The sequence below is a fragment of the Micrococcus flavus genome (genome assembly GCF_014204815.1).
Classification (GTDB): Bacteria; Actinomycetota; Actinomycetes; order Actinomycetales; family Micrococcaceae; genus Micrococcus; species Micrococcus flavus.
Genome location: NZ_JACHMC010000001.1, coordinates 331,098 through 353,712 on the forward strand (window position 1 = coordinate 331,098; position 22,615 = coordinate 353,712).

19 protein-coding genes are annotated in these 22,615 nt (G+C 75.3%); 8 read left to right on the top strand and 11 right to left on the bottom strand.

Annotated elements, in window-relative coordinates:
* Nucleotide 1: 1 nt before the first annotated feature.
* A complete protein-coding gene (gene mnhG / locus BJ976_RS01620; protein WP_135029881.1) occupies nt 2-418 on the top strand; it encodes a monovalent cation/H(+) antiporter subunit G in 417 nt (138 codons plus the stop codon).
* Nucleotides 419-528: 110 nt separating this feature from the next.
* On the opposite strand, the gene BJ976_RS01625 is transcribed toward mnhG, so the two are convergent.
* The 4 genes from BJ976_RS01625 to BJ976_RS01640 form a co-directional block, all read right to left on the bottom strand.
* Nucleotides 529-807 carry a DUF4235 domain-containing protein gene (locus tag BJ976_RS01625; protein WP_135029879.1) on the bottom strand — a complete coding sequence of 93 codons (279 nt, stop codon included), beginning with the start codon at nt 805-807 and terminating at the stop codon, nt 529-531.
* Nucleotides 808-912: 105 nt separating this feature from the next.
* A complete protein-coding gene (locus BJ976_RS01630; protein ID WP_135029877.1) occupies nt 913-1,914 on the bottom strand; it encodes an aminotransferase class IV in 1,002 nt (333 codons plus the stop codon).
* A gap of 4 nt (nt 1,915-1,918) precedes the next feature.
* Complete coding sequence (locus tag BJ976_RS01635) at nt 1,919-5,143, bottom strand: MMPL family transporter (protein WP_135029876.1); 3,225 nt, start codon at nt 5,141-5,143, stop codon at nt 1,919-1,921.
* Nucleotides 5,144-5,306: 163 nt separating this feature from the next.
* Nucleotides 5,307-6,113, bottom strand: a complete 807-nt coding sequence (locus tag BJ976_RS01640; RefSeq protein WP_135029874.1) for a hypothetical protein — start codon at nt 6,111-6,113, stop codon at nt 5,307-5,309.
* A gap of 32 nt (nt 6,114-6,145) precedes the next feature.
* On the opposite strand from BJ976_RS01640, the gene BJ976_RS01645 reads away from it, so the two are divergent.
* Complete coding sequence (locus BJ976_RS01645) at nt 6,146-6,514, top strand: roadblock/LC7 domain-containing protein (protein WP_135029872.1); 369 nt, start codon at nt 6,146-6,148, stop codon at nt 6,512-6,514.
* Nucleotides 6,515-6,605: 91 nt separating this feature from the next.
* Here the strand turns inward: BJ976_RS01645 and BJ976_RS01650 are convergent, their stop codons facing one another.
* The gene (locus tag BJ976_RS01650; RefSeq protein ID WP_135029870.1) at nt 6,606-7,124 is read right to left on the bottom strand and encodes a nucleoside/nucleotide kinase family protein; all 519 of its coding nucleotides are present in this window, start codon (nt 7,122-7,124) and stop codon (nt 6,606-6,608) included.
* Nucleotides 7,121-7,654 (bottom strand): MarR family winged helix-turn-helix transcriptional regulator, encoded by a 534-nt coding sequence (locus BJ976_RS01655; protein WP_135029868.1) that lies wholly within the window; start codon nt 7,652-7,654, stop codon nt 7,121-7,123. The genes BJ976_RS01650 and BJ976_RS01655 overlap by 4 nt, the downstream gene beginning before the upstream one ends.
* A 66-nt stretch (nt 7,655-7,720) precedes the next feature.
* On the opposite strand from BJ976_RS01655, the gene BJ976_RS01660 reads away from it, so the two are divergent.
* Nucleotides 7,721-10,105: an MMPL family transporter gene (locus BJ976_RS01660; RefSeq protein ID WP_135029866.1), complete on the top strand. Its 2,385-nt coding sequence runs from the start codon at nt 7,721-7,723 to the stop codon at nt 10,103-10,105.
* 87 nt (nt 10,106-10,192) lie between these two features.
* On the opposite strand, the gene BJ976_RS01665 is transcribed toward BJ976_RS01660, so the two are convergent.
* The gene (locus BJ976_RS01665; RefSeq protein WP_135029864.1) at nt 10,193-10,876 is read right to left on the bottom strand and encodes a Dps family protein; all 684 of its coding nucleotides are present in this window, start codon (nt 10,874-10,876) and stop codon (nt 10,193-10,195) included.
* 333 nt (nt 10,877-11,209) lie between these two features.
* Between BJ976_RS01665 and dnaK the strand changes: the two genes are divergently transcribed.
* From dnaK to BJ976_RS01690, 5 genes are all read left to right on the top strand, one after another.
* Nucleotides 11,210-13,069, top strand: a complete 1,860-nt coding sequence (gene dnaK, locus BJ976_RS01670; RefSeq protein ID WP_135029862.1) for a molecular chaperone DnaK — start codon at nt 11,210-11,212, stop codon at nt 13,067-13,069.
* 152 nt (nt 13,070-13,221) lie between these two features.
* Nucleotides 13,222-13,887, top strand: coding sequence for a nucleotide exchange factor GrpE (locus BJ976_RS01675; protein ID WP_135029860.1), 666 nt, complete (start codon nt 13,222-13,224; stop codon nt 13,885-13,887).
* A 59-nt stretch (nt 13,888-13,946) separates the two neighbouring features.
* On the top strand, nt 13,947-14,957 hold the full coding sequence (locus tag BJ976_RS01680; RefSeq protein WP_135029858.1) for a DnaJ C-terminal domain-containing protein: 1,011 nt from the start codon (nt 13,947-13,949) through the stop codon (nt 14,955-14,957).
* The gene (locus BJ976_RS12150; RefSeq protein ID WP_308421560.1) at nt 14,954-15,559 is read left to right on the top strand and encodes a heat shock protein transcriptional repressor HspR; all 606 of its coding nucleotides are present in this window, start codon (nt 14,954-14,956) and stop codon (nt 15,557-15,559) included. Before BJ976_RS01680 ends, BJ976_RS12150 begins: the two co-directional genes overlap by 4 nt.
* Nucleotides 15,560-15,563: 4 nt before the next feature.
* Nucleotides 15,564-16,520 (top strand): alpha/beta hydrolase, encoded by a 957-nt coding sequence (locus BJ976_RS01690; protein ID WP_229667283.1) that lies wholly within the window; start codon nt 15,564-15,566, stop codon nt 16,518-16,520.
* Nucleotides 16,521-16,538: 18 nt separating this feature from the next.
* On the opposite strand, the gene BJ976_RS01695 is transcribed toward BJ976_RS01690, so the two are convergent.
* From BJ976_RS01695 to BJ976_RS01710, 4 genes are all read right to left on the bottom strand, one after another.
* On the bottom strand, nt 16,539-18,434 hold the full coding sequence (locus tag BJ976_RS01695; protein WP_135029856.1) for a BCCT family transporter: 1,896 nt from the start codon (nt 18,432-18,434) through the stop codon (nt 16,539-16,541).
* A gap of 29 nt (nt 18,435-18,463) precedes the next feature.
* Nucleotides 18,464-19,411, bottom strand: a complete 948-nt coding sequence (gene trmB / locus BJ976_RS01700) for a tRNA (guanosine(46)-N7)-methyltransferase TrmB (protein WP_135029854.1) — start codon at nt 19,409-19,411, stop codon at nt 18,464-18,466.
* Nucleotides 19,412-19,445: 34 nt separating this feature from the next.
* A complete protein-coding gene (locus BJ976_RS01705; RefSeq protein ID WP_135029852.1) occupies nt 19,446-20,741 on the bottom strand; it encodes a polysaccharide deacetylase family protein in 1,296 nt (431 codons plus the stop codon).
* A gap of 159 nt (nt 20,742-20,900) precedes the next feature.
* The gene (locus BJ976_RS01710) at nt 20,901-22,613 is read right to left on the bottom strand and encodes a hypothetical protein (protein ID WP_184231803.1); all 1,713 of its coding nucleotides are present in this window, start codon (nt 22,611-22,613) and stop codon (nt 20,901-20,903) included.
* Between the last annotated feature and the right edge of the window lie 2 nt (nt 22,614-22,615).

A 22,615-nucleotide genomic window follows, 5' to 3' on the forward strand; every position in this document is an offset into this window, starting at 1 on the left:
GATGGACGGGACCTGGATCGACTGGCTGGCCGCGGCGTTGCTGATCGCGGGCGCCTTCTTCTCCTTCGTGGCCGGGGTGGGGCTCGTGGTGCTCCCGGACCTGCTCTCCCGCATGCACGCCTCCGCGAAGCCGCAGGTGCTCGGCCTCCTGCTCATGCTGACCGGCCTGGCCCTCGTGTGGGGCTCCTGGGCGTGGGTGCCCGTGCTGCTCGCGGCGTGGGTGATGCAGATGATCGCCGCGCCGGTGGCGTCCCACCTGATCAGCCGCACCGGCTACCGGACCAAGCACATGCGCCGGGACCTGCTGCACCGGGACGACCTCGCGGCGCAGGCCCGCCGCGTGCCCCGCGAGCCGCTGCCCGCCACCATGCCGGACGTCGAGGGCCACGGACCGCTGGGGGACCAGGAGGAGCGCTGACTCCTCCCTGCCGTGCGCCGGCCCCCGCGCGCCCGGGACGACGACGGCCGCCGCACCGGATCTCCTCCGGTGCGGCGGCCGTCGTCGTCGACCTCGGACGAGCCCTGCGCTCAGACCTCGTTGTCGACGCGCTTACCGGTCTTGTCCGCGATCTTGCGTACGCCGGAGGCGGCGCTGCGCTGGCCGACGACCTTCAGCACCGCGGCGATGCCCGCCGAGGCGAAGGTGAAGGCGAGGGCCTCCACGAGCGGCACGCTCTCGTCCGTGGCGTCCGAGGGCGCGTCGTGGCCGGTGGCCACCTTCCAGGCGCCGGCGACGAGGCGCGAGGCCACGATGCTGCCGCCGAGGGTGATGCCGGTGGCGAGGAGCTTCTGGACGACCTTCTCCATGCGGGCGTTCCTTCCGGTCGGGGGCGCCGCACCCGTCCGGGGAGCGGCGTCACGGGATCGCCGCGCGGAGCCCGCGCGGCCTGCGCCCCAGCGTAGTCGTCCGGGTCAGTGCTCGTCCCGGACCGGGTCCCCGGTCAGGTGGTCCCCGGGGTCGACGTCCGCGTCGAGCCAGCCCTGCAGGAGCTCGGTGAGCTCCTGGTCCACGGGGACCTCCCGGCCGTCCACCGCGCGGATGGGCAGCACCCCCCGGACCGAGGAGACCAGCCACAGCCCGTCCGCGCCCTCGAGGTCCGCCGGCACGAGCGGGCCGTAGCCCAGAGCCCACCCCTCGGCCTGCGCCGCCGCGAAGATCACGGACTGGGAGGTGCCGGCCAGGATGCCCTTCTGGCGCAGCGGCGTGACCAGGCGCCGGGCGCTGTCGGCCCCGCGGCGGGAGATCAACAGGGTGGAGGTCGGCCCCTCGAGGAGGTAGCCGTCCGCGCTCGTGAACACGACGTCGTCGGCGCCGTGCGCGCGCGCGTGCCGCAGGGCGGCCATGTTGACCGCATAGGAGAGGGTCTTGGCGCCGGTGAGCAGCCACGGGGCCCGCTCGGCCACGGTGGAGTCCAGGCCGCGGTCCAGCAGCAGCACCCGCACGCCCGCGCGGCGCTCGGCGGGATCCGGCCGCGCCGCGGGCGAGAGCAGGACCCAGGCGCTGGGCCGGGGCGGCTCGCCGGGGCCCACCTCGGGCCCGCGCGTGACGGTGAGCCTCACGGCCAGGCGGTCCCCCTCGGCGACCTCGTTGGCGTCCGCGTAGGCCGCCAGGCCCGCGGCGATCGCCTCCTCCCACACCGGCGCCTCCGGCACGGGCAGCAGGAGCGCCGCGGCCGAGGCGGCCAGGCGGCCCAGGTGGGCGCCCGGCTTGCGCATCGCGAAGACGCCCGAGGCGTCCGCCACGGCGAGGGCGGTCTCGAACAGCCCGTCGCCGCGGGTCGCGCCCTGGTCCGTGACGGTCAGGTGCGGGGCGGCGGGGTCGGCCAGGCGCGGGGTCGGCGCGCCGCCGGGGCCGGCGGTCAGCAGGACGAGGACGGGCTCGCCGGGGGCGGGGGAGTGGTCGGTGGACGGCATGGCGTCAGGATACGCGCGGCGCGTCCGTCTCCCCCTCCGCCGGGGCGGGGGCGTCCGCGTGCGCGGTGCGACGCTCCAGCTGGGCGCCCTCCACGTCCACGTCCGGCAGGATCCGGTCCAGCCAGCGCGGCAGCCACCACGCGGCGTCGCCGAGCAGGTGCATGAGCGCCGGCATCAGCAGCAGGCGCACCACGAAGGCGTCGAGCAGCACGCCGGAGGCCAGGCCGAAGCCGATCGGCCGGATCATCGCGTCGTGCGAGAACACGAAGCCGCCGAACACGGAGATCATGATGATCGCCGCGGCGGTGACCACGGCGCGCCCGCCGCGCAGGCCGCTCATCACGGCGTGCCGGGCCGGCTGGCCGTGGGCGTACGCCTCGCGCATGCCCGAGGCGATGAACAGCTGGTAGTCCATGGCCAGGCCGAACAGCACGCCGATCATGATGGTCGGCAGGAAGCTGAGCACCGGGCCGGGGTTGTGCACCCCGAACACCGAGCCGAGCCAGCCCCACTGGTAGATGGCGACCACACCGCCCATGGCGGCGAACACGGACAGGACGAACCCGCCGGTGGCGATCAGGGGCACCAGGATCGAGCGGAACACCAGGATCATGATCAGCAGGGACAGGCCCACGACGACGCCCAGGTAGAGGGGCAGTGCGTCGGAGAGCTTCTGCGAGACGTCGATGAACCCGGAGGTCACGCCCGCCACGCCGAGGCCGGTGGCCGCGCCCGCCGGGTCGAGCTCCCGGAGGGAGTGCACGAGCTCCTCGGTGGAGACCGCGTTCGGGCCCTCCTCCGGGATCACCTGGTACATCGCCATGGTGCGGTCCTCGTTGAACGCGGCGGGCACCACCGTCCGGGCGTGCTCGACGCCGGCCAGCTGCTCGCCCACGGCCAGCTGGGCCTCGACGGCCTCGTCCTCGGTCAGGTCCGCGGGCAGGTCCGCCGTCACCACGAGGGGGCCGTTGTAGCCCTCGCCGAACTTCTCCGCGGTGAGCTCGTACGAGACCTGCGAGTCCGAGCCCACCGGCTCGGAGCCGCCGTCGGGCAGCCCCAGACGCATCTGGGCGAAGGGCAGCGCCACGAGCACGAGCGCGGCCACGGTGGCCAGCACCGTCCCGAGGGCCACCGGGGTGGACATCGTGGGGCGGCGGTGCGCGGCGCGCACGGCCCGGGCGGCGTGGCTGCCGGCGCCGTGGTCGGCCGCCGCGTCCGCGGTGAGGGCGGCCCGCTCGCGGCGCGAGAGGATCCGCATCCCCGCCAGGGAGAGCAGGGCCGGGGTGAGGGTCACGGCCACGAGCACGGCGACCGCCACGCACACCGCGCCCACCGTGCCCATCAGGCCCAGGAAGGGGATGCCGGTGACGTTGAGGGCCACCAGGGCGATCACCACGGTGACGCCCGCGAACACCACGGCGTTGCCCGAGGTGCCGTTGGCCAGCCCGATGGACTCCCGCACGGGGACCCCGCGCTGGAGCTCCTGCCGATGGCGGTTGACGATGAACAGGGCGTAGTCGATGCCCACGGCCAGGCCCAGCATGACCCCGAGCACGGGGGTCACGGACATCATCTCGACGGCGCCGGAGAAGGCCAGCGCGCCCGCGGCGCCCACGCCGACGCCGATCATCGCGTTCACCAGCGGCAGGCCGGCGCCGATCAGGGTGCCGAGCATCAGCATGAGGACGATCGCGGCCACGACCAGGCCCACGATCTCGCCGGGGCCGATCAGCTGGGGCACCGTGGCGTTGAGCTGCTGCGTGGGGATCACCCGCACGCCGGGGATGTCCGCCTCCTCCAGGGTCCCGGTCACGGCCTCCTTGTCCTCGGTGGTGAGGTCGAGGCTGGGCTTAGCGAAGCTGACCGTGCCGAGGGCGGCGGAGCCGTCCTCGGAGACCGTGCGGTAGTCGCCCGCGAGCTCGAGCATGCGGGCGCCCTGCGCGGCCTGCACACGCCCGTCCTCCAGCTCCTCGCGGCCGGTGACGAGGTCCTCCTCGGCCTGGTCGAGCTTGGCGGCGTTGGCCTCGATCTCCTGTCGGCCGGCCTCGAGGTCGGCCACGCCCTGCTCGTACTGGGCACGGCCCTCGTCGATCTTCTCCTGCTGGGCGGCGAATTCGGCCTCGGCCGCCTCGCGGGCCTGTTCGCGGCCGGCCTCGAGCTGGGCCCGCCCGTCCGCGAGCTCCTGCTCGGCGGCGTCGAGACGGGCCTCGCCCGCCGCGAGCTGCTCGGCACCCTCGTCCGCCTGGGCCTGGGCCTCGGCGAGCTGCTCGGCCCCGGCGTCGGCCCGGGCCTGGGCCGCCTCCAGTTCGGTGCGGCCGGCGTCGATCCGCGCCTGCTCCTCCGCTGTGGCGGCCTCCGCCTGGGCCTGCGCCTGCTCGGGGGAGGCGCCGGCGGCCACGGCCTGCGCCACGGCCTGCTCACGTCCGGCGTCGAGCCGGGCCTGGGCCTCCTCGAGGTCGGCGCGTCCGGCGTCGATCTCGGCCTGACCGGCCTCGAGCGTCTCGCGCTCCTCGGCCAGACGGGCCTGCCCCGCCTCCAGCTCCGCACGGCGCTCCTCGAGCTCGGCCCGGCCGGCCTCGAGCTCGGCCCGGCCGTCCTCGAGGCGCTGCGCGGCCTCGGTCAGGGGTGCGGTGGCCTCAGCGGGCAGGGCGGCGAGGCCCTCCTCCTCGAACCGGGCGCGGGCCGCGTCGAGCTGCTCCTGACCCTCGTCCAGCCGGGCCTTCGCGTCCGCGAGCTCCTGCTCGCCCTCGTCGGCCTTCTGCCGCGCCTCCTCGAGCTGGGCGCGTCCGTCGTCGATCCGCGTGCGCCCGTCCGCGAGCTCCTGCTCGCCGTCGGCGATCTCCTGCCGGCCCTCCGCGAGCTCACGCTCCGCGTCCTCCTGCTGGTCGGCCACCTCGAAGGGGTCGAGGACGTCCGCCACGGGCTCCTGCCCGGCGACCTGCCCGAGGGCGGCGGCCACGCCGTCCTTCTGCTCCTGCGTGAACGGGGCGCCGTCCTCGGTGACGAAGAGGACCTGACCCGTGCCGCGTGCGGCGTCCGGGAACTGCTCCTTGAGCCGGTCCGTGACCTGCGCGGTGGGCGTGCCGGGGATGGTCACGGCGGACGTCAGCGTGCCGCCGAACGCGAGGAACGCGCCCACCGCGAGGGCGAGCGCGAGGAGCCAGGCGAGGATGGCCACGAGGGGGCGGCGGGCCGAGCCGAGCCCGAGCCGGTACAGCAGTCTTGCCATGGGAGCACTTCCGAGGGTGGGGGAGACGCCACGGTCCGAGCGGACCGGCGTGGGTCCAGCCTAACAACAACCGGAGCACTACGCTCCGTTTTTGTCCGGAGGCGAGGCGTGACGTCCCCCACGGGGTCGGCCCGGACTCCGGCGGGCGTGCCGCGACGCGGCCTCAGGCGGGCGTGCCGCCCTTGGCCTGCTCCTTGGTCAGCCACTCCTGGATGCCGACGGCGGCCTCGCGCGCCCGCCCCACCAGGAAGCCCAGCTGCGCCGCGTCCGCGGACACGGACAGCAGCAGCTGGCCCAGCGGGGGCTGCACGAAGCTGGCCAGCACCACGTGGCCCCGCCCGGTGGACAGGCTCACCATGGTCTGCTGCGGCGAGGCGGCGCCCTCCGCCACGATCTCCGCCTGGGAGGAGGCGATCGCGTACATGGACGAGTTCAGCGCCGCGAGCCGGCCCACGTCGGCCTGCGGCACCCCGAGGGAGGACAGGTTCATGCCGTCGGCCGTGCAGAGCATGGCGCTGCGGATCTCGGGGTCCGCGGCGAGCAGCGGCACATGCTGGAAGCGGGGGTCGAGGGCGCGGCGGGCGACGTCCACCGCGCGCTCGGGGTGCGCACCCTGCAGGCGGGTCAGGGCGCCGACGGTGCGGGCCCACACGGACTCGTCGCCGAGCAGCTCGAGCCACCGCCCGATCTGGAAGGCGGCGTCCGGGCGCTGACCGAACACCCACAGGACGATCCGGGCCCGGTGGGCCGTGACCGACTCGCGGGCCGAGGAGAAGCGCACCTGCCCCGGCGTGCCGAGCAGGGCCACCCGTCGGCCCGCGGGGTCCGGCCACTCGCCGTCGTCGATGCCCACGGTGGTGGTGGTCTTGCCGTCCTGCGGGGCCTCCGTGCAGGACGGGGTGGACTGGCGCACGTCCGTGCCCACCACGGGCACGTCGGACAGGGCGGTGACCGCGGTCGTCTTGCCCACGCCCGCCGTCCCCATCTCCCAGAGGAGACCCCATGGCCAGCCAGGACGAGCTGACGCGCATCATCGACAACATCAACTCGGACGTGAACGGCTTCATCGGCGCCGCGATCGTGGACATGGAGACCGGCATGCCACTGGCGTCCCGCTCCACCCGCTCCGACTTCGACCTCGAGGTCGCCTCCGCCTACAACGCGGAGATGGTCAAGGCCAAGCTCAAGACCATCCAGGTCCTCACCATCGGCACCAGCCTCGAGGACATGCTGCTCACCCTGGGCGACCAGCTGCACCTGGTGAAGATGCTCGACGAGCGCACCTTCCTGTACGTCGCCGCCGACCGCGCCGCCACCAACCTGGCGCTGCTGCGCTCGGCCGTGAACCGCCACTCCGCGAGCTTCCGCTGACCGGCGGCGCTCCGGCGCGCCGACCCCGGCCCGTCGCCCCGTCCGCCCCTCACCGGGCCGGCGGGGCCTCGTCGTCTCCGGCGCCGGCCGCTCACCCGCGGACGTGCACGTCCGCGGCCCGCTCGGGGTCCTCCGCCGCGAGGTAGCGGGCCTCCTGCCCGGCCCACCGCTCCCAGTGGGGGCGGTACGCCTCGCCGTCGCGGGCGAGGGCCCGGGCGCGCCGCGTCGCCGGGTCCAGGTCGGCCCAGACGCGCAGGTCGAGCCGGTGCCGGGCCGCCCCGCACAGGGCGCCGACGCCCTCGCAGACCACCAGGTCGACGCCGGTCGGATCCAGGACGCGCTCCGGCCCCGGGCCGGACCGGTACCAGTCCCAGGACCGCCAGCGGGCGGCGCGGCCGGCGGCGAGGGCGGCCACGGCCCGGGGGTAGGGGCCCTCGGGGGCGAGGGCCGCGGCGAGGCCGTCCCATCCGGGGTACAGGTCCTCGAGGGGCAGGATCGCCACGCGCGCGGCCGGAGCGAGGCGGGCGGCCAGGGCCGAGGCCAGCGTGGACTTCCCGGCGCCCGAGCGGCCGTCGATCCCCACGAGCACGGGGTGAGGCGCTCCGTTCACGGCCGGGACCCGCCGTGGGCGGCCGGAGCGGGGAGCGTCGCGGCCGGCCCCTCCGCGGGGGACGACGGGCGGTCGCCGCCGAGGGCGACCGTGGCGGCGACGATCACCCGGAGTGCGGCGTCGAGGTCCTCGTCCGAGAAGTCGTCCAGCGCGCCGCTGATGCGGGCGGCCAGTGGGAGGAACGCGGCGCGGCCGTCGGCGACGGCGGAGTCCGTGTGGTCCACGATCACCCGCCGCCGGTCCGCCTCCGAGCGCCGGCGGACCGCGTGGCCGGAGGCCACCAGGCGGTCCACCGCGGCCGTGGCCGCGGGCTTGGACAGGTGCAGGCCACGGCCCAGGTCGGTGACGGTGGTCTCCTCCCCGGCGGCGGCGCGGCGCATGAGCACCGCGAGGGCCCGCAGGTCGGTGCGGCCCAGGCCGAGGCCGCGGCCGGCGTCGTCCGCGGCCTGATCGGAGCGCTCGCTGAACGCGCGGAGGGCACCCACCACGGCCTGATGCCGAGGCGGGAGGGGTCCGCCGCTCGCGCTCATGGGTCCGCAGTCTAGTCCTGTGACGCAGATCGTTCGACCGTCGAACCTTTTGGTAGCCTCTCCACCATGTCCCAGAGCCCCGACCTCACGCCGTACCGCACCACCGCGGCGCGCGCCGCCGTCCGCCCCTCCGTCCCCCTTCCCGACGCGGCCTCCCACCCCGCCGGAACGCACCACGACGACGGCGTGGAGACCCCCTCCGCCCGTCGGCGCACCCGCTGGCTGCGGGCCGGCGTCGCCGCCGCGCTGTTCCTCGTGTGGCTGGCCGTGATGGGCCTGGGCGGGCCCACCTTCGGCAAGATCTCGGAGGTCTCCTCGAACGACCAGTCCACCTTCCTCCCCGCGACGGCCGAGTCCACCCTGGCCGGCGAGCGGGTCGCCGCGTTCCGCGACGGGGAGGCCGTGCCCGCCGTGATCGTGGGAGAGGCCTCCACGGCCGATCCGGCCGCCGCATTCCCGGCGCTCGCCGCCCTGGGCGAGCGCCTCGGGGAGGTCGACGGCGTGGAGCGCGTGGTGGGCCCCGTGCCCAGCGAGGACGGCGAGGCGGTCCAGTACCTGGCCTTCCTGCCCGCCGGCGAAGACGCGGAGCGGGAGGTCGCCGACGTCGTGGCGGACCTGCGCGCCGTCCTGGACGATCCTGCGGCGGCGGAGTCCGGGCTGGCCGGGACGGTCGCGGCGGACGCCGAGTGGCACGTGGCCGGCCCGGCGGGCCTGGCCGCGGACCTCGGCGGCGCCTTCGCGGGCATCGACGGCCTCCTGCTGCTCGTGGCCCTCGTGGTCGTCTTCGTGATCCTGGTGTCCGTGTACCGCTCGGTGCTGCTGCCCGTGCTGGTCCTGCTGACCTCCGTGGCCGCCCTGTGCGCGGCCATCCTGGCCGTGTTCTGGATGGCCCGGGCGGACTGGATCCAGCTCAACGGCCAGGCGCAGGGCATCCTCTCCATCCTGGTGATCGGCGCGACCACGGACTACTGCCTCCTGCTGGTGGCGCGCCACCGCGAGGAGCTCGAGCGCCGGGGGAGCGTCACCGAGGCCCTGACCGCCTCCGTCCGCGGCTCCTTCGGCGCCGTCTCCGCCTCCGCCGCCACCGTGGCCGCGGCCCTGCTGATCCTGCTGGTGTCCGACCTCAACTCGAACAGCTCGCTGGGCCCGATTGCGGCCTCGGGCATCGTCTTCGCGTGGCTGGCGGCGCTCACCCTGCTGCCGGCGATGCTGCAGCTGCTGGGCCGCGCCGCGTTCTGGCCCACCGTCCCCTCGCCCGCGAACGCCCGGCGCCGGGCCGAGCACCGCGCGGCGAAGGGCCGGGCCCACCGCCAGCCCGAGGACGCCCAGGGCCGGCCGATCGCCGGACTCGAGGAGGACCACGGCGTCTGGACGCGCGTGGCCGCCTTCGTGGCGCGCCGCTCCCGCCCGGTGTGGATCGTCACCGCGCTCCTCCTGGCCGCCTTCGCCGCCGGCGTCACCCAGCTGCAGGCCTCCGGCATCGCGCAGACGGACGTGCTCCTGGGCGAGTCCGACGCGCGGGACGGCGAGGAGGTCCTCGCGGCCCACTTCGCCGCCGGCGTCGGCTCCCCGGCGCAGATCGTCGCCCCCGAGCAGGACGCGGACCGCGTCCTCGACGCCGTGGCCGCCCACCCGGGCGTCGCCGAGGCCTCGTTCGAGACGGGGGCACCGGCCGGACCGCCCGCCGCCGGCGTCGCGCCCGGTGCCGACGCCGAGGGCGGCCCCCCGGCCGCCGGACCCGAGCCCGAGCCGCTCGTGCGGGACGGGCAGGTGCTGATCAGCGCGACCCTCACCGACCCCGGCGAGTCCCTCGAGGCCCAGCAGACCGTGGAGGGCCTGCGTGCCGCCCTGGATGCGCTGGACACCGCGGGCGAGGTGCTCGTGGGCGGCACGGCCGCCCAGGCGCTGGACACCAACGTCACCTCGCAGCGGGACCTCGTGGTGGTCATCCCGCTCGTGCTGCTCGTGGTGCTGCTGATCCTCATGGTGCTGCTGCGCTCGGTGCTGGCCCCGGTGCTCCTGGTGGCCGCCACGGTCCTCAGCTTCGGCACCGCGATGGGCGTCTCGGCCCTGGTGTTCGACCACGTGCTGGACCTCCCCGGCGCGGACCCCACCGTCCCGCTCTACGGGTTCGTGTTCCTCGTGGCCCTCGGCATCGACTACACGATCTTCCTGATGACGCGCACGCGGGAGGAGACGCCGAGGCTCGGCACCCGCGCCGGCGTGCTGCGGGCCCTCACCGTGACGGGCGGGGTGATCACCTCGGCCGGTGTGGTGCTGGCCGCCACGTTCGCGGCGCTGGCCGTCATCCCGCTGGTGTTCATGGTGCAGCTGGCGTTCATCGTGGCGTTCGGCGTCCTGCTGGACACCCTGATCGTCCGCTCGCTGCTGATCCCGGCCCTCGTCCGGGACATCGGCCCGCGGGTGTGGTGGCCCTCCCGCGCCGCCTGAGCAGCGCTCCGACGACGACGGCGCCCCCTCCGGATCGGAGGGGGCGCCGTCGTCGGTGGGCCGGCGTCGGACCGGCCGGCACCGGGGTCACTTCCTCGCGTCGGCCTTCTTGGCGCCCGGCTTCTTCGCGGCGGCCTTCCTGGCCTCCGACTTCTTGACGCGGGCCTTCTTCGCGGGGGTCTCCGCGGCGGGCTTCAGGTCCTCACGGTCCCGCACCCGGTCGGCGGCCTCGTGCAGCGCCTCGGCGTCGCCGTGCTCGAGCTCGCCGGCGGCGTTGGTCAGGAACGAGCGCATGAACCACTGGAAGAGCTCGAGCTCGTTCACCTCGCCGATCAGCAGGTCCTCGGTGACCGGGTCCAGGTCCCCGACCGTCTCGATGGCGGAGCGGTGGTCCGTGATGACGCCGTCGTACACCACATCCAGGGCGGCCAGGTGCTCGCGCACGCCCGCGCGGTCCAGGGAGTAGTCGTCCCACGTGCGGTCCGCCACGATCGCGCCGGGCGTGCCCTGCGGGGAGACGCCCAGGGTGGCCATGCGCTCGGCCACCTCGTCCACCATGGCGCGGACCTTCTCGATCTGCGGGTCGAGCATCTCGTGGACGCCGATGAAGCCGGGGCCCACCACGTTCCAGTGGGCATGCTTGAGGGTGAGCTGCAGGTCGTTGAGCGCGTGCAGGCGGCCCTGCAGCAGCTCGGCCACACGGTGGCCCTCCTCGAGTGCGAGGCCGGGGACGGTGTACGCGGCGTTCGTGGTCATCTTCTTCGCGGCCATGGGAGGTCTCCTTCGGTGCTCCGGGGGACGGTCGGCCGAGGGGACCACCGTCCTGGGTGTGATGGGCCCACCCCAGCACGTGGGCGGGACGCGGGCAAGGAGCACGGGCCTGCGGCGGCGTTCGCCGGTGGCGGACCATCGGCCCTCGGTGCCGCGGGAATGGATCGGCCGGGGCCGCGGTTGTGCCCCGTGACAGATGAAATTGAGCGAGGATCGCTCAGGTTCTTTGACAGCCACCGCCCCGGGTGGCAACCTGAGTCCGGATGGCTCACATCGGGCCGCGGCACCCCGCGGCACGGAGCCCGATCCCCGTCAGACAGGAAAGGACACCCCATGTCTCGTGCAGTCGGCATCGACCTCGGCACCACCAACTCCGTCGTCTCCGTGCTGGAGGGCGGCGACCCCGTCGTCATCGCCAACGCGGAGGGCGCCCGCACCACCCCGTCCGTCGTCGCCTTCTCCAAGGGCGGCGAGGTCCTCGTGGGCGAGGTCGCCAAGCGCCAGGCCGTGAACAACCCGGACCGCACCTACGCCTCCGTCAAGCGCCACATGGGCACGGACTGGACCACCGAGGTGGACGGCAAGAAGTACACCCCGCAGGAGATCTCCGCGCGCACGCTGATGAAGCTCAAGCACGACGCCGAGGAGTACCTCGGCGAGAAGGTCACGGACGCCGTGATCACCGTGCCGGCCTACTTCAACGACGCCGAGCGCCAGGCCACCAAGGAGGCCGGCGAGATCGCGGGCCTGAACGTCAAGCGCATCATCAACGAGCCCACCGCCGCGGCGCTGGCCTACGGCCTGGAGAAGGGCAAGGAGGACGAGCTCATCCTGGTCTTCGACCTCGGCGGCGGCACCTTCGACGTGTCCCTCCTCGAGGTGGCCAAGGACGAGGACGCCTTCTCCACCATCCAGGTGCGCGCCACCTCGGGCGACAACCGCCTGGGCGGCGACGACTGGGACCAGCGGATCGTGGACTGGCTGCTCCAGCAGGCGAAGTCCAAGGGCGCCGACCTGTCCAAGGACAAGATCGCCCTGCAGCGCCTGAAGGAGGCCGCGGAGCAGGCCAAGAAGGAGCTCTCCTCGGCCACCTCCACCAACATCTCCCTGCAGTACCTCTCCGTGACCGCGGACGGCCCGGTGCACCTGGACGAGCACCTGTCCCGCGCCAAGTTCCAGGACCTCACCAAGGACCTGCTCGAGCGGACCCGCAAGCCGTTCCAGGACGTCATCAAGGAGGCCGGCGTGAAGGTCTCCGACATCGACCACGTGGTGCTCGTGGGCGGCTCCACCCGCATGCCGGCCGTCTCCGACCTCGTGAAGGAGCTCACCGGCGGCAAGGAGCCGAACAAGTCCGTGAACCCGGACGAGGTCGTGGCGATCGGCGCCGCCGTGCAGGCCGGCGTGCTGGCCGGCGAGCGCAAGGACGTGCTCCTGATCGACGTGACCCCGCTGTCGCTGGGCATCGAGACCAAGGGCGGCGTGATGGCCAAGCTCATCGAGCGCAACACGGCCATCCCCACCAAGCGCTCCGAGACCTTCACCACGGCCGAGGACAACCAGCCCTCCGTGTCCATCCAGGTCTTCCAGGGCGAGCGCGAGTTCACCCGGGACAACAAGGCCCTGGGCACCTTCGAGCTGACCGGCATCGCGCCGGCCCCGCGCGGCATGCCGCAGATCGAGGTCACCTTCGACATCGACGCCAACGGCATCGTGCACGTCTCCGCGAAGGACAAGGGCACCGGCACCGAGCAGTCGATGACCATCACGGGCGGCTCCTCGCTGTCCAAGGAGGACATCGACCGGATGGTCAAGGACGCCGAGGCCCACGCGGACGAGGACAAGCAGCGCCGCGAGGCCGCCGAGCGGCGCAACCAGGCCGAGCAGGCCGCGTACTCCGTGGACAAGCTGCTCGCGGACAACGCGGACAAGCTGCCCGAGGACGTGAAGACCGAGGTGCAGGCGGACGTCGACGCCCTCAAGGCTGCCCTCGAGAAGCAGGACAACGACGACGAGGTCAAGGCCGCCTTCGAGAAGCTGCAGGCCTCCCAGGTGAAGATCGGCGAGGCGCTCTACAGCCAGCAGGCCCCCGCCGAGGGCACCCCCGAGGGCGCCGAGGCCGGCACCGGCACGGGCGACGAGGACATCGTCGACGCCGAGGTCGTCGAGGACGAGGACGACAAGAAGAACTGACCCGCCCCATGGCCCGGGGCGCAGGCCCCGGGCCTCCGGCGGCACCGGCGGGTCGGTCTCGACGGCGTGAGCCCGTCGGGACCGGCCCGTCGGCCGTCCCCGAGCACTTCCGGCGCCGCGTTCCGCGCGGTGCGAGACGAAAGGACCACCCCATGAGCACGGACCGCAACGACCAGCACCCCGTCCCCGGTGAGGACGGACCCGGCCCCGAGGAGCCGGTGATCCGCGACAACCGCCGGATCGACCCCGAGACCGGTCAGGCCCGCACCGCGGCCGGGGGCGCCGACGGCGACGCCCTCTCCCAGGCCGAGCAGATCCTCGACGAGGCCGGCGCCCAGGCCTCCGCCGAGGGCGAGGCGCCGGCGGAGGGCCAGGACGCCCCGGCCGCCTCCGACCGCGAGGCGGAGCTGCTCGAGGACCTGCGCCGGCTGCAGGCCGAGTACGTGAACTACAAGCGCCGCGTGGACCGCGACCGCGCGCAGGCCCAGGATGCCGGCATCCTCAAGGCGGTCTCCGCCCTGATGCCCGTCCTGGACGACGTCGACGCGGCCCGGGCCGCGGGCGACCTCGCCGACGGGCCGTTCGCGGCGATCGCCGCGAAGCTCGACACCGCCCTCGCGGGCCTGGGCCTGGAGCGCCAGGACCAGGAGACGCTGGCCGGCGTCGAGTTCGACCCGGCCGTGCACGAGGCCGTGATGCGCCAGCCGCACGCGGAGGTGCCCGCGGACCACGTGGTCCAGGTCTTCCGCAACGGCTACGTCCGGGACGGTCGCGTGCTGCGCGCCGCCCAGGTCATGGTCTCCGCCGGCCAGGACTGACCCCGGTCCGCCCACCGCGGACCCGCGACCCCACCCGAGATCGACAGAGAGGAGGCACCATGGCCTCGCAGGACTGGCTCGACAAGGACTTCTACGCGGTCCTGGGGGTGTCCAAGGACGCCTCCGAAGCCGACATCAAGAAGGCGTACCGCAAGCTCGCGCGCACCCACCACCCGGACCAGAACCCGGGGGACGCGGCCGCCGAGCAGCGGTTCAAGGAGATCTCGGAGGCGTACGACGTCCTGAGCGACCCCAAGGACCGCCAGGAGTACGACGCGCTGCGCGCGATGGGCGGCGGAGGCGCCCGCTTCACCGCCCCGGGCGGCTCGGGCGCGGGCGGCTTCGAGGACGTGTTCGGTGACATGTTCGGCGGCGGCGCCGGCCCCGGGTCCTTCCGGACGTCCTCCGGCGCCGGCGGCCCGGACCTGTCCGACCTGTTCGGCGCCTTCGCCGGCGGCGGGTTCGGCGGTGCGCAGGGCTTCGGCGGCCCGCAGGGCTTCGGGGGCGGCTACGGCCAGCCCCGGCCGACGAAGGGCGCCGACCGCACCGCCACCACCACCATCTCCTTCCGCGGCGCGGTGGAGGGCACCACGGTGTCCCTGCGCGCAGCGGACGGGGAGACCGTGGAGGTGCGCATCCCGAAGGGCATCCGCGACGGCCAGAAGGTGCGGGCCCGCGGCAAGGGCTCGCCCGGCACCGCCGGGCGGGGCGACCTGATGGTCACCGTGCAGGTGCGCGAGCACCCGTTCTTCCAGCGCGACGGCGACGACCTGCGGGTGCAGGTGCCGGTCACCTTCGACGAGGCGGCGCTGGGCGCCACCGTGGAGGTCCCCACCCTCGCGGGCCCGGTCAAGGTCAAGGTCCCGGCCGGGTCGCAGCCCGGGCGCGTCCTGCGCCTCAAAGGCCGGGGCGTGGCCTCCGCCAAGCACACCGGCGACCTGCTGGTGGAGCTGCAGGTGGCCGTGCCCGCCGAGCTCTCGGACGAGGCGCGTGCCGCCGTCGAGGCCTACGCGGCCGCCACCGCCGACCTCGACGTGCGGAAGGACCTGGCCCGGAGGGCGCAGTGGTGAGCCCGGCGACCCCGCGCGAGGAGCAGGGGGCGCCCCGCGCCCCCCGCCCGGGCGGCACGGGACGCCACGACCCGGTGTTCGTGATCTCCGTGGCGGCGGAGATGTCCGGCATGCACCCGCAGACTTTGCGCCAGTACGACCGGCTCGGCCTCGTGGTGCCCCAGCGTCAGGGGGGCCGACACCGGCGCTACTCCCGCGCCGACGTCGAGCTGCTCGGCACCGTGCAGGCGCTGAGCCGGGAGGGCGTCTCGCTCGAGGGCATCCGGCGGATCGCGGCCCTGCAGCAGGAGGTCGAACGCCTCCAGGAGACGGTCGTGGAGCTCGCCTCCCAGGTGGACCGGCTGCACCACACCTCCCGGCTGGCCCGCGTGTTCTCCGTGGGCGTGGCCGGGGAGGTCTCCGCTCGGTACGACTCCCCGGCCGGTGCCCGCGACCCGGGCGACGACCGCGCGGCGGGGGCCGACTCCTCGGATCGCACCGGAGGCGCAGGCTCCGCCGTCCGCCGCCCCGCCGACCCCGCGCGGCGGGTGCTGCGCGCGTTGCCTCCGGCTCCGGCACGCCACGGCCACGCCTCCGCCTGGCGGGCCCTCACGCGGGGCTGACGCTGTGGGCGGCCCGGCGTCCTGGGGACCCGATCCCCGCGCGGAGCTGCAGGAGCGGCTCCGCACCGACGTCGCCCGCCGTTCCGCGCTCTCCCGGCGCCAGGCCCGCGCCCTGGACGGGGTCCTGCACGCCCTGCGCCCCGACTCGATGCACGCGGACATCCCGCCGCGCACGCTCGTGGACTACGACCTCGACGCGCCGGACGGCCCCGTGGCCGCGATCGCCGTCGGCGAGCTCGACGCCCCGACCCACATGACCTGGCAGGTGTCCGGCATGGGCATCACCGCCCACACGGCCGCGTGGGGCAGCGCCCGGGAGGCGGGGGACCTGCTGCTCGCCCAGCGCCGCGCCGGCGCCCCCCGGCCGTGCGTCGTCGCCTGGTTGGGATACCCGGCCCCGCCGTGGTGGCGTGTGCTGGGAGAGGGCCCCGCCCGGCGCGGCGCCGTACGGCTGCACGCCCAGCTGCAGACATGGGCCCGCCGTCCCCGGCCTCCGCACGCGGCCGTCGGCCCCGCCGTCCACACCGCGATGGAGGCGCACTCGTACGGGACCCTCGTGGCGGCCCACGCGCTCGCGGGGGAGGCGGCCGGCGCGGCCCCCCGGCCGCGGGTGGACGTGCTGGCCCTCTCCGGCGCGGTGGGCCTGCCGCGGCGGCTGGCACGGACGCTGGCGGGGCCGGACCGGGCCGTGGGGACGGTCTTCGAGGCCCGCGCGCCCGGGGACCGGCTCGCATGGGTCGGACGGGTGCTGGCCGGCCGATCCCCGTGGGAGGGGGCCGCGGTGCTGCCGGTCCGTGCCGACGAGACCGCCGGGCTGACAGGCATCCGCGGGCACAACAGCGCCCGCTGGCGTCCCGAGGCCGGCGGGACCGCGCCGCGGGGGTATCGCGATCCGGGCACCGTCACCCTCACCGCCCTGGGGCGGGTCACCGCCGGACGGGGCCTCGACCCCCGGCCCTGAGCGGAGCGGGCGGACGGGTCACCCGCGGGCGGTGCCGTCCGTGGCGGGAGCGCCGTCGTCCGGCGGGGTCCAGCCGTCCGCCCACGTGCCGGTCTCATAGTCGTAGTCGACGTCCTGGCCGTCCTCGTCCGTGCGGCGGTACCAGTCGGTGACCCGCGGGGCGGTCGAGTCGAACTCGGCCCCGGCACCCCGGCCCGCGGGGGCGCGCCGAACGGCGATCTCGAAGTCGTCGCCGTACTGCTCGATGCCGCGCCGGGCCGCGTTGGACAGCGAGGTGGCCGCGTAGTCCCCGCGGATGGAGGCCGGGTCCGTGGCGAGGTCCTGGAAGAACGCGGCGATCATCAGCAGCAGGACCACCGAGAACGGCAGGGCGATGAGGATGGTGAGGTTCTGCAGCGCCGAGAGGGTGTCCTCGCCGCCGGCCAGCAGCATGACCACCGCGATGCCCATCATCATCACGCCCCAGAAGGCGATCACTGCGCGCCGCGGGGACGGGTCGCCCCGGGAGGACAGGGTGCCCATGACCACCGCGGCCGAGTCCGCGGACGTCACGAAGAAGATCGCCAGGATCACCATGACGATCACCGGGGTGATCCCGGAGAGCGGCATCAGGTCGAACAGGGCGAACAGCTGCGCCTGCGGGGAGAGCGTGCCGTCGAATCCCGGCGTGTCCTGACGGCTGAGCCAGATGGAGGTGCCGCCGAGCACGGTGAAGGCGAGCACGAGGATGGCGGTGGGCACGGCCATCACCACGAACACGAACTCACGCAGGGTCCGGCCGCGGGAGATCCGGGCCAGGAACACGCCCACGAACGGGGTCCAGGCGATCCACCACGCCCAGTAGAAGGCGGTCCACCAGGACTGGAACTCCACGGTGGACGCGCCCCAGGAGAGCGAGCGGCCCATCATGTCCAGGAAGCCGTCCGCGTACGCGAGGACGCCCGAGGGGATGAGGTTGAGCAGGAACAGCGTGGGGCCCGCCACGAACACGAAGAGGACCATGCCCAGGGTCAGCACGATGTTGGTGTTCGAGAGGTACCGGATGCCACGGGACACCCCGGAGACCGCCGAGACCACGAACGCCGCCGTCAGCACGGCGATGATCCCGATCAGCAGGGCGTTGGTGACCTCGCCCGCATCGGTCACGATCTGGATGCCCTGGCCGATCTGGATCGCCGCCAGGCCCAGGGTGGCGGCCGTGCCGAAGACCGTGGCCACGATCGCGAACATGTCCACGATCCGCCCGGCCAGGCCGTCGGTGTGGCGCGCCCCGAACAGGGACCGGAACACCGAGGAGATCAGCGTGACCCGGCCGCGCCGGTAGGAGCTGTACGCGATCGCGCCGCCCACCAGCGCGTACATGGCCCACGCGCTCAGGCCCCAGTGGAAGTGGGACTGGGCCATCGCCTGGTGGAGCGCCTCGGGCGTGCCGGCCGGCACGGTGTGCGGCGGCGGGGAGAGGTAGTGGGACAGCGGCTCGGACGGCCCGTAGAAGAAGACGCCCACGCCGATCCCCGCGCCGAACATCATGGCCACCCAGGAGAAGCGGGAGAACTCCGGCGCCTCGTCGTCCCTGCCCAGGCGGATCCGGCCGAACCGGGACAGTCCGATCACCAGCATCGCGACGACGGACAGCCCGGCGACCGCGTTCAGAAGCCACCCGGTGGTGGTCATGGCCCACGAGAACGCGGCGGAGGACGCCGCGCCCACGGAGGCCGGCGAGCTGATGCCCCACACCACGAAGGCGAGGACCAGGACGGCGGTCACCCCGAACACCACGGGGTCCACCCCGAAGCGGTGCCGGTTCTCGTCCACGCCGATGCCCGGCACGAGACCCGGGTGGGTGCCGTGGGGGTAGGCGGGCTCGGGCCCGCCGGCGGGGTCCGCCGCAGGGTGCGGGGTGGCATGCGACACGTCGGTCTCCGTTCGTGGGGTCGTCGCGGTCAGCGACGACGATAGGCCAGGTCGAACACCAGGCGACCCGCGCGCAGGGCCTTGCCCTCGAACTGCGTGAGGGGGCGGCCCTCGAAGCGGGGGGCCCAGCCGCCGTCGTGGTCCACGGGGTCCTCGGCGAGGGAGGCCGCCACGGCCTCCCCGAGCCCGGCCCGGTCCGGCAGGGACGAGGCCGGGTCGGTCTCGTCGAAGCCGCGGGGCAGGGGCTGTGCGCCGACCTCGAGCTCACGGCCCTCGCGGCGCACGCGTGTCAGCGGGGACTCCTCGCCCGCGGCGCGGCCGGGGTGCAGGTTCTCGAACTCGGCGTGCGCCGCCATGACCTCGCGCATCTGCACGGCGTAGCCGGACCAGTCCGTGGCCAGGCGGAGGACGCCGCCCGGGGCCAGGACGCGGGCCACCCGGTCCGCGAAGGCCGCGTTCACCAGGCGCCGCTTGTGGTGGCGCTTCTTGTGCCACGGGTCCGGGAAGAAGACCCAGACCTCCTGGACGGAGCCCGGGGCGAGGAGGTGGTCCATCAGCTCCGGGGCGTTCGCCTCCACCGCGCGCACGTTCGACAGGCCCCGGTCCTCCACCTGCGCCATCAGCGCGGCCAGGCCGGGGATGTAGACCTCCACGGAGAGCACGTTCCAGTCCGGCCGGTCGGCCGCGCCCTGGGCCGTGGACTCGCCCAGGCCGGAGCCCACGTCCACCAGCAGGGGAGCGTCCCGCCCGAAGACGGCCGCCCAGTCCAGCTCCGCGTCCGGGGCCACCGAGGTGGCGGCGCGGTGCCGGGGCACGTCCACCAGCACGGTGTCCGCGAGCCGGTCCCACACCGCCTGCCGGCCCGCGTTGAGGCGGGCGCCGCGGCGGACGAAGGAGACGGGCTCGCGGCGGTGCAGCTCCGGGTCCTTGTCCCGGTTGTGGTCGTGCGGGTGGGCGGGGGCAGGATGCTGGTTCATCCCGGCGATCCTCCCACGCCCGGCCGGGCCGGGATCACGGATGCAGGCCGCCGCGCACGGTGGAGCCGGAGGGGACGCCGCCGGTGAGGGTGTCCACCGTCACCAAGGTGTAGCCCTGCGCGCGCAGGTGGTCGATCACGGCCGGCACGGCGTCCACCGAGGTCGAGTGGATGTCGTGCATCAGGACGATCCCGCCCGGGGCGGCCTCCGCCCGGACCGCCGTGAGCGTGCTCGCGGGGTCGCGGTGCTCCCAGTCCCGGGTGTCCACGGTCCACGTGACGGACCCGGAGCCGGGCACGGTGCCGAACGCCGCCAGCACGGCCTCGTTCAGGGCGCCGTAGGGGGCACGGACGGTGCTCGGCTCCGCGACGCCCGCACGGATCGCGGCGGCGGTGGAGCGCAGCTCCTCCGCCACCGCCTCTGGGGTGAGCGTGGTGAGGTTGGGGTGCGACCAGGTGTGCCCGCCCACCTGGTGGCCCTCGGCGGCCATGCGCGCGATCAGCGCCGGGTTCAGCTCGGCGCTCCGCCCGATCACATAGAACGTGGCCGGCACCTCCTCCGCGGAGAGCAGGTCCAGCAGGCGGCCGGTGTGGCGGCCGGGGCCGTCGTCGAACGTCAGGGCGATGCACCGCGTCACGCGGCAGTCCACATCGGGCTCCGCCACGGGGTCGGCGTGCGTCGCCGGGGCCGTGGGGGACGCGGGAGCAGGCGCGGGGGAGGAGGCCGCCGCGGAGGACGACGGGCGGGCCGAGGCCTCCGTGGCGGAGGCGGACGGGGCCGGCTTCGGGGCGGCGGGCGCCTTCGGTGCCACGTCCGCGGCGGACACCTTCTCGACCACCGGCGGGGCCGCCGAGGCGACCACCACGGGGGTGTCGGCCGGGGCCACCCCCGCCTTCGGGCCGCCGAGGTCCGCGGAGGCGGGGGCCTTCGCCGCGACGGGCGCCGGCCGGGTCGGGCGTGACGGCGCGGCGGCACGGGTCGAGGCCGCGGGGCCGGAGGTGTCGGCCTCCCCTGCGGCCGCGGCTGCGGCCGTGGCCGGGGTGTCAGCCGTGGGCGAGCCGCCGGCGGGGGTCTCACCGGCCTCGGCGGCCTCGGCCGGGGCGGCGGAGACGGAGGGGGCGGAGGCCGCGTCGCTCTCCGGGGCCGCGGGAGCCGAGGCCGCGGTCCCGGCAGAACTCGCCGGCGTGGCAGCGGCGGACGCCGCCGCTGTGGTCGCGGGGGCGGGCGGCGTCGTCGGGGACTCCTCCGGGTCCGCTCCGCCGCAGGCGGTGAGGACGAGCGCCAGGGCCACGAGGCCGAGCGGCACGCGGAGACGGGAGGAGGGGGTCATACGGGCATGCTCCTGGGTGGGGCCGAACGGGGAGGGGGCGCCGCACCTGCGTGCCGCGCCCCCGTCCTTCCATTCCGGCACCCTCGGATCGGCCAGGGGAGGTCACGATGCGGGCACGATCACCGGCACTGCCCGCGGCCCCCTCCCCCGGGGGCGGGGTCACCCGATCTCGTTCGGCTCCAGCGTGGCCGTGGGCGAGGCCGTGGCCTCCACGACGGCAGAGGCGGAGGAGGCCCCCGACTCCGACGCGGGCGTGGGCTCCTCGGCCTTCGGGCTCGCACGACGCTCGGAGGCGGGGCCGCCCACCGGCTGGTCCGTGGGCCGTCCCCGGGTGCCGGAGCGGGTCTCCGATCGGGCCGCCGCGGTCGTGGCTGTGGCGGACGGGTCGGTCGTGGCTGTGGCGGACGGGTCGGGCGTGGCCGTGGGAGCGGTGTCGGACGGCGGCGGGGCGGGCGTCGACGGATCCACGGGCACGGGCACGGGCACGGGCACAGGCTCGGGGGCGGGCGCCGTCGTCGGGTCGGGCTGCGAGGACGAGGGGGGTGCCGGAGTGGGCGCCGTCGCGGACGACGTCGGAGCGGGGGACGGGGTCTCGCCCGGGGCGGTCGGCGTCGGGTCCTCCGCCGGGGCCGAGGGGCTGGTCGGCACGGGCACCGGCACCGGTGCCGGCGTGACGTCGGTCGGCGTCGGGGCCGGGGCCGACGTGGTGGGTCCGCCCGGGGCGCCCGAGGTGCCGCCGGACGAGGACGGTGCCGGCGGGGCGGGGGGCGCGGAGGAGGCGGACCGGCTGGAGGTGGACGGAGCCGGGGTGGACGGTGCCGGGGTGGAGGCCCCGACGTCCGTGCCGGCGTCGGAGCCCGAGGAGGACCCCGGAGCCGGGGCGGACCCCGGATCCGTCGCCGACCCCGGCGCCCCGGACCCGATCGGCCCGCCGGGGGTGCTGCTGGTCGTCCCGGGTGCGGGGGCTGCGCCACCGGGGACGCCCGTGGGGCTGCCCGGCGCGGTGGCGGGGGTGGAGGAGGACGGCGCCCGCTCGGGCAGGCGCACGGTGCCGGGCGTGCGCGCGGCGTCCTGCGCCGCGAGGCCGACCTCGGAGAGCCACGGGCGCACGATGTCCGCCGGGATGCGGGCGGTGAGGATGCCGGCGTCCGCCGGTGCCATGGCGGCCTGGTCCACCTCGAGCAGCGCGCTGCCGTCCGGCAGCAACGCGAGGGCGTCCCACACCCGGGCGTTCTCCACCCGGTCGGGCTGCTCCACGGCGGAGGTGAGACGGTCCTGCACGATCGCCGGGTCCGTGGTCATGCGCTCCCGCACCTCGTTGCGGAAGTCGTCCCAGCCGCGGTCGGTGAACAGGTCCCGGGTGGAGGCCACCCGGTCCTCGCGGGCCGAGTACCAGACGGTCTGCACGGCGGAGACGGAGCGGTCCCCGCGGCGCTCGGTGGCCAGGAGGCGGGTGGCGGCCGCGTCGGTGCCCGCCACCGCCAGGCGCGGCTGGATGTCCAGGACGGGGTCCGCGGCGCGGTCCGTGTCCCGCTCGTAGGCGGCCACCTGGTCCCGCACGGCGCGGTCCATCGCCCCGGTCCAGGCGGGGGCCCCGGGCACGCTCAGCCAGGCCGCGTGGTACTCGGGATCCTCGCCCTCGAGCACGGCGAGCGAGGCGCCGGGGACCTTCTCGAGGCCCAGGGAGGGCACGTCCAGGGTGAAGGGCGTCATGTCCATCGAGGGCAAGGCCTCGGTCGCGGTGGCCATCGACGGCGCGGGCACCGGCTCGGCGTCGTCGCGGCCGCAGGCCGTCAGGGCCAGCAGCCCGGCCATGAGGAGGCCGGCGCCGGCACGGGCACGGGCGGTCAGGAGGGGGCTGAGGGAGGACATGA